This is a genomic window from Kosakonia sp. (assembly GCF_032052965.1).
In the GTDB taxonomy this organism is placed as follows: Bacteria; Pseudomonadota; Gammaproteobacteria; order Enterobacterales; family Enterobacteriaceae; genus Kosakonia.
Genome location: NZ_DAMBVN010000019.1, coordinates 53,959 through 66,578, shown reverse-complemented (window position 1 = coordinate 66,578; position 12,620 = coordinate 53,959). Strand labels below are relative to the sequence as shown.

The following is a 12,620-nucleotide window of genomic DNA, read 5'->3' as shown; positions in this document are numbered from 1 at the left end:
AAAAAAACCTGCGCGTCCGCGCAGGTTGGTGCAATCAATAAGTACGAAGAGCGTACAGAATAAATCACCAATCAATACCTCTGGGATCTTGATTGTGGCGTGGGGCGCAGGGCATCGCCAGCGAGAAAAAGCAAGAGAGTGAGCCGAAGTGAAACGAGGTATGTCGATTTTCGATTCCTGTTACACGCAGCGGCAGGCAAAAAAAAACCTGCGCATCTGCGCAGGTTGGTGCAATTCGAGTGTGCAACCCTGAGGGTTGCGTTCACCTATCAATACCTCTGGGATCCCTACTCTGTCACGGGGGCGATGCCCCCACCAGCGGACAATCGAAACAGCCCTTCGCAAAGTGTAACGAAAGATTTTAGCTGTATTAATCGGTAAAACTTTGCTGTGTAACGTTTTCACCCGGTCCTCCGCGTCAGCTCACGTTTGCATACTCCTGATGGGCAACTTCCTTGATTAGCCCTCCCTTTTCCGTAACACTACAGAGTGTGTAAACGCTTACCTCTAAGGACGGTGCGCCATGGCGACCATAAAAGATGTAGCACGGCTGGCTGGCGTCTCTGTCGCGACAGTTTCCCGTGTGATCAACGACTCGCCGAAAGCGAGCGAAGCCTCACGTCAGGCGGTGCAAACAGCAATGGATTCGTTAAATTACCACCCCAACGCAAACGCCCGCGCCCTGGCGCAACAGTCGACGGAAAGCGTCGGCCTGGTCGTGGGTGATGTTTCTGATCCTTTTTTTGGCGCGATGGTAAAAGCCGTCGAACAGGTGGCTTCTGCCACCGGTAATTTTCTGCTGATTGGCAACGGCTATCATAATGAAGAGAAAGAGCGTAAAGCCATTGAGCAGTTGATACGCCATCGCTGCGCGGCGCTGGTCGTGCATGCCAAAATCATCCCCGACGACGATCTTGCTTCACTCATGAAGCAGATACCGGGCATGGTGCTGATTAATCGCATTTTACCCGGCTTTGAGCAGCGCTGCGTGGCGCTGGATGACCGTTATGGTGCCTGGCTGGCGACACGCCACCTGATTCAGCAGGGCCATACGCGCATTGGTTATCTTTGTTCAAACCATGCGATTTCAGATGCCGAAGACCGGTTACAGGGTTATTACGATGCGCTGAAAGAGAACGGTCTGCCATGTAACGACCGGCTGGTAACATTTGCCGAGCCGGATGAAAGCGGCGGCGAACAGGCGATGACCGAACTGCTGGGACGCGGGAAAAATTTTACCGCAGTGGCCTGTTATAACGACTCAATGGCGGCCGGGGCGATGGGCGTGTTGAATGATAACGGTATTGACGTCCCACGCGAGATTTCGCTGATTGGTTTCGACGATGTGCTGGTGTCGCGCTATGTCCGCCCGCGCCTGACAACAGTACGTTACCCGATAGTCACCATGGCAACGCAGGCGGCTGAATTAGCACTGGCGCTGGCGACCAGTCAGCCATTACCGGACATTACTCACCTGTTTAACCCAACGCTGGTGCGCCGCCATTCAGTGATCGCGCCGCAAGAGAGCTAATTCCTTTTGCCGGAGGGGTGCTGACGCCGATCCGGCTTTTGCTGGCCCCCTCCGGCAAAATTCACAGCGCAATACGGTAAAGGTGCACACGGGTAGCGGGGTAATCGAGCGCGTCACCGATATAGTTCCAGCCAAAACGCTCATAAAAATCACGACACGCCGAGTAGAGATGCAGCTGGCTGAAGCCCATCAGCCGGGCCTGCGCCATCACATGGCGCTGCAACTGCCCGGCCAGCCCCTGACCACGCGCACTCTCTTTGACATACAACGCTGCCAACCACGGGAACAGATCCTGGCGACTGATCAAATCGCAGCGCCACAGCCCCACCGTGCCCAGCAGCGCGTTCCCGTCGAGCAGTACAAAGGTCAATGGCAACTGCCCCGGCGTCTGGCTGTGCTGAATAATGCTGGCGAAAAAGTCGCGCGGCAACGAATCGCCAAACTCGCGCCACAGCCAGTCAGTGACTTGTTCCGCCATTTGCGGCACTTCATATAGGGGAACAATGTTCACATCAGTTTTCCCTGAAAGATCGGCACCGACTCAAACAGATAGCCGTCAAAATCCGGCGCATCTTCGTCGGACAATTCCAGCAGACTTTTTTTTACATTTTCGAGATGCTGCCACATAGCCTGCCATGCCCCCATCACATCACGTCGACGCAGCGCCGCCAGTAGCGTCTGACGGTCGCCAAGCCATTTCAGGCGGTACGGGCGGCTGGCGATGTGCACATTGAACTGTTGCCAGAGGGGGCTGCTGTCCATGTGGTGCCAGATGCTCTCCACCGTCGCAAGCAACATCTGGTTTTGCGACGCACCGGCCAGCACCAGGTGGAACATCTTGCTGTTATCCTGCGAAGTGTCATTCATAGCGATGGCGCGCTGCTCCTGCTCGAGAATGCGCCGCAGATTGTCGATATCCGCCCGGGTTGCCATTTTCGCGGCAAACGCGGCAATATTGCTTTCCAACAACTGGCGCGCCTGCAAAATCTCAAACGGGCCAACATCGCTACTTAAAAAACGCTCCTCCTCGTTTTCATGCGCCTGCGGTATGCGCATCACATACACGCCCGACCCCTGGCGAATATCCACCGTGCCTTGCAGTTCCAGCATCAGTAGGGCTTCGCGCACAATCGTGCGGCTAACGCCATATTTTTCCGCGATATTGCGCTCCGGCGGTAAACGAGAGCCAACAGGGTAATGCCCGTTGATGATCTGCTCACGTAGATCTTCGCCAATCTCCTGGTACTGTTTTTTTTCCGGCGGGACGACGGCCTTCTCCACAATATCACCTGCGCTTTTCAGTTATTGCGTTCTATTTTACGTCATCATCAAGGGTGAGGGTCAACTGACGGTCATCGCTTAACCTGCGATACCACGACAACGACTTTTTCGCCCGGCGGTCGCGGTTGTTGTGCAAATCGATCTCCACCAGCCCGTAACGGTTTTTAAAGGCGTTCATTGGCGAGACATTATCGGTAAACGCCCACAACATATAGCCCTGACAGTTCGCGCCCGCTTCCCGCGCGCGCAAAGTGTGCCACAAATGCTCAGCGATAAACGCAATGCGGTAATCATCTTCAATCACCCCTTGCGCATTGCGAAATTGTCCTTCGTTCTCGACACCCATTCCGCTTTCCGCCACAAACCACGGAATATTGCCGTACTCATTTTTAATGCGCATGGCCATGTCGTAAATAATCGACGGCAGGATCTCCCAGCCACGGGATTTATTCATTCTCCGCCCAGGTAATTCGAACGGCTCATAATAATAAGCGGGGTGGAAAGGCGTTTCCGGGTGCCAGGCGCGGGAAGGCGCTTTAACCCGGTGCGGATAGTAGAGATTAATCCCCAGTTCATCCACGGTGTTATCACGGATGATCGCCAGCTCTTCTTCGCTGTAATCCCAGGCGACCTGGTGTTTTTCCAGTAGCGCAAAAAGCTCTGGCGGGTAGTGGCCTTTCACCATCGGGTCGAGGAACATGCGGTTATAGAACAGATCGTAACGCTCTGCGGCTTGCACATCGTGCGGCGCGCGGGAACGAGGGTAGGTCACTTCCGGATTCAGAATACACCCCACCGTGCCGGCGTAGCCCTTTTCGCGGAATAAATTAACTACTTTCGCCGTCGCCAGGTTTTTATGGTGATTCCACTGCATCCATGTGCCGGTGTTCTGCTCGTAAGGCCAGCGCAGCGCATCAAGGTAAACGCGGGTTTGCACCACAATCGGCTCGTTAAAAGTGAACCAGCGCGTCACTTTATGATGAAAACGTTCAAACACCTTACTGGCGTATAGCAGGTAAAGCTCCACCACTTTTTTAGACGCCCAGCCGCCATACGTTTCCAGCAAGTAACCCGGCAGTTCGTAATGCTCAAGGCAGATCATCGGCACAATGCCGTGGCGCTGCATCTCATCAAAAAGTTCGTCGTAATAGGCGGCGTAGGTTTCGTCTACCACGCCCTTCTCATAATCGGTCAGAAAGCGCGACCAGTTGATGGAGGTGCGGTAGTGCGTCAACCCCGCCTGCTTCATCAGCTGCACATCTTCCCGAAAACGCTGGTAAAAGTTAGTTGCCACCGCCGGGCCATGGCCTTCGTGCCAGACATGGCGATCGTTTTTGTACCAGAGATCTGGCCAGGAGTCCTGCCCCTCCCGTTTGCCGATCCAGCCTTCAGTTTGCCAGGCAGAAGCGGCAGCCCCGAGAATAAACGACGGGGGAATAGCGATTGTTTTCGTGCTCATGGCATCCTCAGGAGTTAGACGCCGTTTCGGCCTGCAATTGCGCCTGCTCTGCACGGCGTGAGGCAATTTTCACAAACGGCAGATAGATAATAACGGCGGTAATGATGCAAATGAGCTGCGTCACCACTGCGCCCATTGAACCTGCGGTCGAGAGCCAGGCGTTGATCAACGGTGGCGTCGTCCACGGCACCATCACCACGGCTTTACCGGCAAACCCGGTCACTGTAGCAAAGTAACCAATCGATCCCGTGACCAGCGGGGTAATAATGAACGGGATGGCCAGGATCGGGTTGAGCATGATCGGCATACCGAATATCACCGGTTCGTTAATGTTGAAGATCCCCGGGCCGATCGAGAGTTTGGCGATCTCTTTCATCTCTTTGCGTTTGGTGGCAATCATCACCGCGATCAGCAAACCGATAGTCAGCCCGGAGCCACCGATGCTCATATAGACATCCCAGAACGGCATGGTGATGATGTTAGGCACCTCTTTGCCTTGCTCAAAGGCACTCATATTTACGGTGATCGCCCCGAGCAGTAGCGGTTCGCGGATCGGTTTGATCATCTGGTTACCATGAATACCAATGACCCAAAACAACTGTGCGACAAACATCAGCAGCAGGATGCCAGGCAAGCTTTGCACCACGCGCTCCAGCGGCTGTTGCACCACCTGGTAAACCGCGTCATACAGATACATGCCGGTCACTTTCTGAAAAACAAACCCAAACGTGGCGATCACGGTAGTGGTGATGATCGCCGGGATCAGCGCCGAAAACGAGGCTGAAACATTGGGCGGCACCGTGTCCGGCATTTTGATCTTCAGCCCTTCGCGGTTTTCCAGCCAGCAGTAAATTTCCACGGATAAGATCGCGATAAACATCCCTAAAAACAGACTGCGGGTGTCAGAGAACTGGCGCAGCAGCACGTCTTTCACCACATGCATCTGCCCGTCTACCAGCATTTCCACGGTGGTAGGGGTTACGCAAATAAAGCAGATTACCGCCAGCAGCCCGGGAAACAGGGACTTAATGCCGTTAATGCGCCCGAGTTCGATACCGATTAAAAACACCGCGCCAATATTGAGGAAATTCAGCGTCGCGTAATTAATGGCGCTGGTGATGGGTTTTAACGCCGCAAGGAACGACAGCGACTGGAAGCTGGCAAGGCCGTTTTTCGGATCTAACACCATATTAGAGATCAGAACGGAAAACGCGCCGACGATGATCACCGGCATCAGAGTAATAAACGAAGATTTGATCGCCATGATATAGCGATAGCTGTTGAATTTTGTCGCAAAACTACCCAGAGAATCGATGAGCTTTTCTTGTAGGGCCATGGGTTAACACCTCAGTAAAGGGGTTTTATTATCGAAACCGGGATACAGCTGAATCCCATTTGGCATACCAAAAATAGTCATTGATGGGAAAAAGTTCTGTGACACGCCTCGCATCGCCGTTTCTGGTATTCCAAAATGCGGCTTTTTTCTCCATTGGCATACCACCTTGCTTTTATCAGGGCTTTTCCCGAGTGTGGTAGACTGCCGCTATTATGCGAAACGAGAATTTGTCATGGTCACAATGCTGGACGTTTCACTGCGCGCCGGGGTATCAAAAGCCACGGTTTCCCGCGTTCTGAACAATACGGGGCAGGTTAAAGAGAGCACCCGCAATCAGGTTTTTAAAGCAATGGAAGAGCTGGGATACCGGCCTAATTTCCTTGCGCGCTCCCTGGCAAACCGCACCAGCAACAGTATTGGCCTGGTGGTGTCCAGCTTTGATGGTTTCTATTTTGGCCGTCTGCTACAACAGGCGTCGCGCCAGGCGGAACTGCATGGCAAGCAGTTGATTGTTACCGACGGGCACGATACGCCGGAGCGGGAAGAGCTGGCGGTGCAGATGCTGGCCGACCGCCGCTGCGACGCCATTATTCTCTACACCCGATTTATGCGCGAAAAAGCGATTCTGCGGCTGATCGACAGCGTGCCCATGCCGCTGATTGTTATAAACCGTGAAGTGGCGCAGGCGCACGACAAATGTGTCTTCTTCGAGCAGCAGGATGCTGCCTTTCAGGCCGTGGATTATCTGATAAGCCAGGGCCACCGGGATATTGGCTGCATTACTGTGCCTATCCACACGCCAACCGGGAAATCACGGCTAATGGGCTATCGTAAGGCTCTGGAAAAACACGGCATTCGCTGGGATCCGGCCAAAGTGAAGTATGGCGACGCCACCATGACACGCGGCTTTGAACTCTGTCGGGAGATGTTACAAGAGGGGGTGAAGATCAGCGCCCTGTTCACCTGTAATGACGACATGGCGCTCGGCGCATCCAAAGCTATCCGCCAGGCGGGGTTGACTATTCCGCAGGAGATCTCGCTGTTCGGCTTTGATGACGCGCCCGGTGCCCGCTGGCTGGAGCCAGCGCTGTCGACGGTTTATCTGCCCATCGACACCATGATCACCACCGCCATTGATCAGGCGATTAAAGCGGCAAACAACGAAGAAACAGCGGCAATCCCGCCGTTTACCGGCACGCTGGTCTTACGCGAGTCGGTGGCAGCGGGACCGTATCAGAAGGCTTAACCCAGCTCCAGTGCGAGCAGCTCTTCAATGGTCTGACGGCGGCGAATCAGCCGTGCCACACCGTTATCAAACAGCACTTCCGGCAGTAGCGGTCGGCTATTGTAGTTAGACGACATCGAAGCGCCGTACGCGCCCGTATCATGCAATACCAGGTAGTCGCCCGGCGCCACCGCAGGGAGCGCGCGGGTTTCCACTTTGCCGCCCTCTAACTGTGTAAAAACATCACCCGATTCACACAACGGCCCGGCGACTACCGTCTCGATCAGTGGCGCATTTTGCAGGTCGCGACCATCGCGCGCCAGCGCGGTAATATGGTGATAGCTACCGTACATTGCCGGGCGCATCAGATCGTTAAAACCGGCGTCGATCAATACGAAATGACGGCTGCCCATGTTCTTTACGCTGCGCACTTGTGACACCAGCACACCGGACTCCGCCACCAGGAAGCGCCCCGGTTCGATCTCCAGTTTCACCGCGTGCCCAAGATGGCGGGCAATCTGCTCGCGGGCAGCATTCCACAAACCGTAATAGTGCGCCGTATCAACCTGCGCATCCCCTTCATGGTAAGGAATGGACAAGCCGCCGCCTGCGGAAATAGCAGGAAGATCCTGACCAAACTCCACCACCAGCTGTACCATCGCGCCACACACCTGCTCCAGATGCGCGTAGTCAACACCGGAACCGATATGCATATGAATGCCCGCCAGTTTCAGCTGATAGCGCTGCATTACTGCCAGCGCAGCGCCCATGTCGCTGTGCCAGATCCCGTGTTTGCTATTTTCGCCGCCGGTGTTGGTTTTCTGGCTGTGACCATGACCAAAACCGGGGTTAACTCGCAACCAGACGCGGTGGCCCGGCGAAACCGCGCCTAGCTGTTCCAGCATATCCACCGAACCGGCGTTAACCGCAATGCCCAGTTCCGTAACGCGGGCCAGCGTCGCCTCATCGATCACATCGGCGGTAAAGACGACATCGTCCGGGTGCGTTTGCGGATCGTAACCCGCCGCCAGCGCACGCTCGATCTCGCCCAGCGACACGGAATCAACTTTTACGCCCTGCTCACGCATCAGGCGCAGAATATGAATATTAGAACAGGCTTTCTGCGCGAAACGCACCACATCAAAGTCGCGCAGTTTGGCAATTTGCCCGCGAATGATTTGCGCGTCATATACCCATACCGGGCAGCCAAATTCAGCAGGAAGTTTCAGCAGGTTAGCGGCATTCAGGTCGGTTTCAGTCTGGTGTAACGAGCGTGGCATGGTCTGGCTCCGGTGATCATTTTTGACCATTACGCCATAGCGCGAAGAGAATAAAAAATATCGTTTTATCTCTACTCTATGCAAAAATGATATGGATAACCCCGCAAAACGGATGCCTGCCATGCCTGCTGTGAACCTGCGCCATATCGAAATTTTTCATGCGGTGATGACCACCGGCAACCTGACTGAAGCCGCCGCACTGTTGCATACCTCGCAGCCCACCGTCAGCCGAGAACTGGCGCGCTTTGAAAAAGTGCTGGGGTTAACGCTGTTTGAGCGGACACGCGGCCGCCTGCAGCCTACCGTGCAGGGGTTACGGTTGTTTGAAGAAGTCCAACGCTCCTGGTACGGGCTGGACAGAATTATCAGCGCAGCGGAAAGCCTGCGCGAATTTCGTCAGGGGGAATTATCCGTTGCCTGCTTACCGGTTTTCTCGCAGTCATTTCTACCGCTGCTGTTACAGCCGTTCCTCGCCCGCTACCCGGACGTGAGCCTCAATATTGTGCCGCAGGAGTCACCGCTGCTGGAGGAGTGGCTTTCAGCCCAGCGTCACGATCTGGGGCTAACGGAAACATTGAGCACCCCCGCCGGGACGGAACGCACCCCGCTGTTAACCTGTAATGAAGTCTGCGTCATGCCGCAGGAACACCCGCTGGCGCGCAAAAGCGTGCTGACACCGGCGGATTTCCAGGGTGAGAATTACATCAGTCTGTCGCGTACTGACAGCTACCGGCAGCTGCTGGATCAGCTGTTTAGCGAACATCAGGTGAAGCGCCGTATGGTGCTGGAAACGCACAGTGCCGCCTCGGTCTGTGCGATGGTGCGTGCTGGCGTAGGTATTTCCGTGGTGAACCCGTTAACCGCGCTGGATTATGCCGCCAGCGGCGTGGCAGTGCGGCGGTTCAGCATTGATGTGCCGTTTACCGTCAGCCTCATCCGCCCGCTGCATCGCCCGGCATCGGCACTGGTCGAGGCTTTTACCCGCCATTTGCAGGCAGCCATGCCGCTGATCGCTCAGCCGTTGGCTGCCATGCTCACCGCACGTTAAGAGAGCATAAAGTTGACCGCATCGGCAGCATGCAGTGCCGCCGTGTCAAAGACCTTAATCGGGCAGTGTGTCTCCGGCAAAAGCAGGCCAATTTCGGTGCAGCCAAAAATCACCCCATCCGCGCCTTCTGCGGCCATCTGTTTGATCAGATTCAAAAAGTAATAGCGCGACTCGTCGGTAAAAGTGCCAAGGCACAGCTCATCGAAGATGATCTCATTGACGCGCTCGCGATCTTCCGGGCCTGGCACGCACGTTTTGATGCCGAACTGTTTTTCCAGACGCCCGCGATAGAAATCCTGCTCCATGGTGTAACGCGTGCCCAGCAGGGCGACATTGTGCAGCCCGGCGTTTTCAATCGCCCGTCCCGTGGCATCGGCAATATGAAGAAAAGGAATATGGCAGCGTTCCTCGATTTGCCCCGCGACTTTGTGCATGGTGTTGGTGCACAACACGATCGCCTGCGCGCCTGCCTGCTCAAGGCCTGCCGCCGCCTGGGCAAGAATTTCACCCGCTTTATGCCACTGCGCCGTGGCCTGGCAAGTCTCAATCTCGTGGAAATCCACGCTGTGCAACAGCAAACTGGCGGAGTGTAAGCCACCCAGGCGCGCTTTGACGCCCTCATTGATCAGGCGATAGTAGGGAACGGTCGATTCCCAGCTCATGCCGCCCAGCAATCCTATTGTTTTCATCGTGTCTCTCCGTCGGGTTTTGCACCCAGTCAATCAAAGTTGTGATCAGCTTTCAACTTCTCTGGCCTGCCATTTATTTTTACGCGAGCCTGAGATAAATTATTTGAAACGTTGTTTCATCATTTAATACCACTACAGGACAGCCCGATGTTTATCTTTCATAAAGACACACAACTTGACGATCTGGGCAACGGTGTCAGCCGCCGTATTCTGGCCCATGACGGCAAAATGATGGCCGTCGAGGTCAATTTTGAACAAGGCGCCGTCGGCCCAATGCATAACCATCCTCATGAACAACTCACTTATGTTTTATCCGGTGAATTCGAATTTACCATCGGTGATGAGAAACATATCGTCACGGCAGGCGATACTCTTTATAAGCAACCGCACATTATGCACGGCTGCGTATGTCTGAAAGCCGGCACCCTGCTGGATACCTTCACCCCGGTGCGCGAAGATTTTTTAAAATCCTGATCCCCAACTGAACAACGCCCTCATTTTTGAGGGCGTTTTTCTTCATATGACCGTCATACAATACTTCGCCCGATAATCATTTAAGATTTAAATGATTTCATTTTGCGATATTTTATCAGCGTTTCCTTTCTTATCCCGCGGCCATTTATTTCTGGTGAAACCCGTGTTTTATCGGCAAAAATGACACCCACCTCACCTTATTGAAACATCGTTTCGACTTTGATCACATTTCACGAATTAATCGAATGACGGAAAATTAAAACTCAATAAAATATTTTAAAACGATGTTTTACAAATCAAGAATGTCAGTTCGCAGCATTTTAAAACCCGGAAATTTGCTAATGATTTCGGGCAGTTAAAGATTCATATCACATTGATTACGCGAAACATTGTGATCAAGCGCACACGCAGAACCTGTTTTTACCCCTGTACGCCCAGGCGGCGGGGGAAAGAAGTTAATCTCCGAATCCGTATTACACCATTGTTCGCCAGGTAGGTATGTATGAATGAAAACAGACTACTGGGATTGGCCTGGATATCGCCTTACGTTATTGGGCTGATAGTCTTTACGGCATTCCCATTCATCTCATCGTTCTTCCTCAGTTTTACTGAGTATGATCTGATGAGCCCGCCGGTATTTAACGGCATCGAAAACTACCGCTACATGTTTACCGAAGACACCCTCTTCTGGAAATCAATGGGCGTCACGTTTGCGTATGTATTTTTGACCATCCCGCTGAAGCTCGCCTTTGCGCTGGGTATTGCCTTTGTTCTGAACTTTAAATTGCGCGGTATCGGCTTTTTCCGTACCGCTTACTACATTCCTTCAATTCTTGGGAGCTCAGTGGCGATCGCCGTGCTGTGGCGCGCGTTGTTTGCTATTGATGGCTTGCTGAACAGCTTTATCGGTGTGTTCGGCCTTGATCCGGTTAACTGGCTGGGCGAACCGTCACTGGCCCTGATGTCAGTAACATTACTGCGTGTGTGGCAGTTTGGTTCGGCGATGGTCATCTTCCTTGCTGCGTTGCAAAACGTGCCGCAATCGCAGTACGAAGCAGCCATGATCGACGGTGCCAGTAAATGGCAGATGTTTATGAAAGTTACCGTACCGCTGATTACGCCGGTGATTTTCTTCAACTTCATCATGCAGACCACGCAGGCGTTCCAGGAATTTACCGGCCCGTATGTCATTACAGGCGGCGGCCCGACCTATTACACCTATCTGTTCTCGCTCTATATCTACGACACAGCCTTCAAGTACTTCGATATGGGCTACGGCGCAGCGCTGGCCTGGGTTCTGTTCCTGGTGGTGGCGGTCTTCGCCTCTATCGCCTTTAAGTCGTCGAAATACTGGGTGTTCTACTCTGCCGATAAGGGAGGCAAAAATGGCTGATATCCAACACGTCACGCCGGGCATGCAGGAAGCTGAGCGTGAAGTGGCGCGTACCCTGCGCCGCGAGAAAGTGAGCGCGTGGATCCGCTATGTGATCCTGCTGTTTGTCGGCTTGTTGATGCTCTACCCACTGGCATGGATGTTCTCGGCATCGTTCAAACCGAACCACGAGATCTTTACCACGCTGGGCTTGTGGCCAGAGCACGCCACCTGGGATGGTTTTATCAACGGCTGGAAAACCGGCACGGAATACACCTTTGGCCATTACATGCTGAACACCTTCAAGTATGTGATCCCGAAAGTGATCCTGACCATTATCTCTTCCACCATTGTGGCGTACGGTTTTGCCCGCTTTGAGATCCCGTGGAAGAACTTCTGGTTCGGTACGCTTATCGCCACCATGCTGCTGCCCAGCACCGTGCTGCTGATCCCGCAGTACCTGATGTTCCGTGAAATGGGCATGCTCAACAGCTATATGCCGCTGTATCTGCCGACGGCGTTCGCTACTCACGGGTTCTTCGTCTTTATGTTGATTCAGTTCCTGCGCGGTGTACCGCGTGACATGGAAGAAGCCGCGCAGATCGACGGCTGTAACTCCTGGCAGGTGCTGTGGTACGTGGTGGTGCCAATCCTGAAACCGGCGATTATCTCGGTGGCGCTGTTCCAGTTTATGTGGTCGATGAACGACTTTATCGGCCCGCTGATTTATGTCTACAGCGTGGATAAGTACCCCATCGCACTGGCGCTGAAAATGTCCATCGACGTGACCGAAGGCGCACCGTGGAACGAAATTCTGGCAATGGCGAGTATCTCCATTCTGCCGTCCATCATTGTCTTCTTCCTGGCACAGCGCTACTTCGTACAGGGCGTGACCAGCAGCGGAATTAAAGGTTAAGAGGGAAAT

Annotated in this window: 12 protein-coding genes; 6 read left to right on the top strand and 6 right to left on the bottom strand. The window is 53.8% G+C overall.

All coding sequences use genetic code 11. From position 1 onward, the window contains the following. Positions 1-523: 523 nt before the first annotated feature. Entirely contained in the window at positions 524-1,531 is a 1,008-nt protein-coding gene (galR, locus tag RTX30_RS18930) for an HTH-type transcriptional regulator GalR (protein WP_312691709.1), read from the top strand. Positions 1,532-1,592: 61 nt separating this feature from the next. Here galR and RTX30_RS18925 read toward each other — a convergent pair whose 3' ends face one another. From RTX30_RS18925 to RTX30_RS18910, 4 genes are read right to left on the bottom strand one after another with little or no spacing between them, the layout of a single operon-like run. After that, on the bottom strand, positions 1,593-2,042 hold the full coding sequence (locus RTX30_RS18925) for a GNAT family N-acetyltransferase (protein WP_312691708.1): 450 nt from the start codon (positions 2,040-2,042) through the stop codon (positions 1,593-1,595). Beyond that, positions 2,039-2,812 (bottom strand): GntR family transcriptional regulator, encoded by a 774-nt coding sequence (locus RTX30_RS18920; protein WP_312691707.1) that lies wholly within the window; start codon positions 2,810-2,812, stop codon positions 2,039-2,041. The genes RTX30_RS18925 and RTX30_RS18920 overlap by 4 nt, the downstream gene beginning before the upstream one ends. 31 nt (positions 2,813-2,843) lie before the next feature. Further along, on the bottom strand, positions 2,844-4,271 hold the full coding sequence (locus RTX30_RS18915; RefSeq protein ID WP_312691706.1) for a glycoside hydrolase family 1 protein: 1,428 nt from the start codon (positions 4,269-4,271) through the stop codon (positions 2,844-2,846). Between the two features lie 7 nt (positions 4,272-4,278). Then, positions 4,279-5,607, bottom strand: a complete 1,329-nt coding sequence (locus RTX30_RS18910; protein WP_312691705.1) for a PTS transporter subunit EIIC — start codon at positions 5,605-5,607, stop codon at positions 4,279-4,281. 232 nt (positions 5,608-5,839) lie between these two features. Between RTX30_RS18910 and RTX30_RS18905 the strand changes: the two genes are divergently transcribed. Next, positions 5,840-6,853 carry a LacI family DNA-binding transcriptional regulator gene (locus RTX30_RS18905; RefSeq protein WP_312691704.1) on the top strand — a complete coding sequence of 338 codons (1,014 nt, stop codon included), beginning with the start codon at positions 5,840-5,842 and terminating at the stop codon, positions 6,851-6,853. Here the strand turns inward: RTX30_RS18905 and lysA are convergent. Beyond that, the gene (lysA, locus tag RTX30_RS18900; protein ID WP_312691703.1) at positions 6,850-8,112 is read right to left on the bottom strand and encodes a diaminopimelate decarboxylase; all 1,263 of its coding nucleotides are present in this window, start codon (positions 8,110-8,112) and stop codon (positions 6,850-6,852) included. The two genes, RTX30_RS18905 and lysA, sit on opposite strands and share 4 nt — an antisense overlap. A gap of 121 nt (positions 8,113-8,233) precedes the next feature. Between lysA and RTX30_RS18895 the strand changes: the two genes are divergently transcribed. Beyond that, on the top strand, positions 8,234-9,160 hold the full coding sequence (locus RTX30_RS18895; RefSeq protein WP_312691702.1) for a LysR family transcriptional regulator: 927 nt from the start codon (positions 8,234-8,236) through the stop codon (positions 9,158-9,160). Here RTX30_RS18895 and RTX30_RS18890 read toward each other — a convergent pair. After that, on the bottom strand, positions 9,157-9,849 hold the full coding sequence (locus tag RTX30_RS18890; RefSeq protein ID WP_312691701.1) for an aspartate/glutamate racemase: 693 nt from the start codon (positions 9,847-9,849) through the stop codon (positions 9,157-9,159). The two genes, RTX30_RS18895 and RTX30_RS18890, sit on opposite strands and share 4 nt — an antisense overlap. 147 nt (positions 9,850-9,996) lie before the next feature. On the opposite strand from RTX30_RS18890, the gene RTX30_RS18885 reads away from it, so the two are divergent. The 3 genes from RTX30_RS18885 to RTX30_RS18875 all read left to right on the top strand — a co-directional run bounded on the left by RTX30_RS18885 (position 9,997) and on the right by RTX30_RS18875 (position 12,611). After that, positions 9,997-10,323, top strand: a complete 327-nt coding sequence (locus tag RTX30_RS18885; protein WP_312691700.1) for a cupin domain-containing protein — start codon at positions 9,997-9,999, stop codon at positions 10,321-10,323. A gap of 502 nt (positions 10,324-10,825) precedes the next feature. Further along, a complete protein-coding gene (locus RTX30_RS18880; protein WP_061493306.1) occupies positions 10,826-11,716 on the top strand; it encodes a carbohydrate ABC transporter permease in 891 nt (296 codons plus the stop codon). Next, entirely contained in the window at positions 11,709-12,611 is a 903-nt protein-coding gene (locus tag RTX30_RS18875) for a carbohydrate ABC transporter permease (protein ID WP_312691699.1), read from the top strand. Before RTX30_RS18880 ends, RTX30_RS18875 begins: the two co-directional genes overlap by 8 nt. Positions 12,612-12,620: the final 9 nt, after the last annotated feature.

Bases quoted from the DNA above. Each gene is read 5' to 3' on its own strand.
- galR (WP_312691709.1), top strand. From the start codon at position 524: ATGGCGACCATAAAAGATGTAGCACGGCTGGCTGGCGTCTCTGTCGCG.
- RTX30_RS18915 (WP_312691706.1), bottom strand. From the start codon at position 4,271: ATGAGCACGAAAACAATCGCTATTCCCCCGTCGTTTATTCTCGGGGCT.
- RTX30_RS18910 (WP_312691705.1), bottom strand. From the start codon at position 5,607: ATGGCCCTACAAGAAAAGCTCATCGATTCTCTGGGTAGTTTTGCGACA.
- RTX30_RS18905 (WP_312691704.1), top strand. From the start codon at position 5,840: ATGGTCACAATGCTGGACGTTTCACTGCGCGCCGGGGTATCAAAAGCC.
- lysA (WP_312691703.1), bottom strand. From the start codon at position 8,112: ATGCCACGCTCGTTACACCAGACTGAAACCGACCTGAATGCCGCTAAC.
- RTX30_RS18895 (WP_312691702.1), top strand. From the start codon at position 8,234: ATGCCTGCTGTGAACCTGCGCCATATCGAAATTTTTCATGCGGTGATG.
- RTX30_RS18890 (WP_312691701.1), bottom strand. From the start codon at position 9,849: ATGAAAACAATAGGATTGCTGGGCGGCATGAGCTGGGAATCGACCGTT.
- RTX30_RS18885 (WP_312691700.1), top strand. From the start codon at position 9,997: ATGTTTATCTTTCATAAAGACACACAACTTGACGATCTGGGCAACGGT.
- RTX30_RS18880 (WP_061493306.1), top strand. From the start codon at position 10,826: ATGAATGAAAACAGACTACTGGGATTGGCCTGGATATCGCCTTACGTT.
- RTX30_RS18875 (WP_312691699.1), top strand. From the start codon at position 11,709: ATGGCTGATATCCAACACGTCACGCCGGGCATGCAGGAAGCTGAGCGT.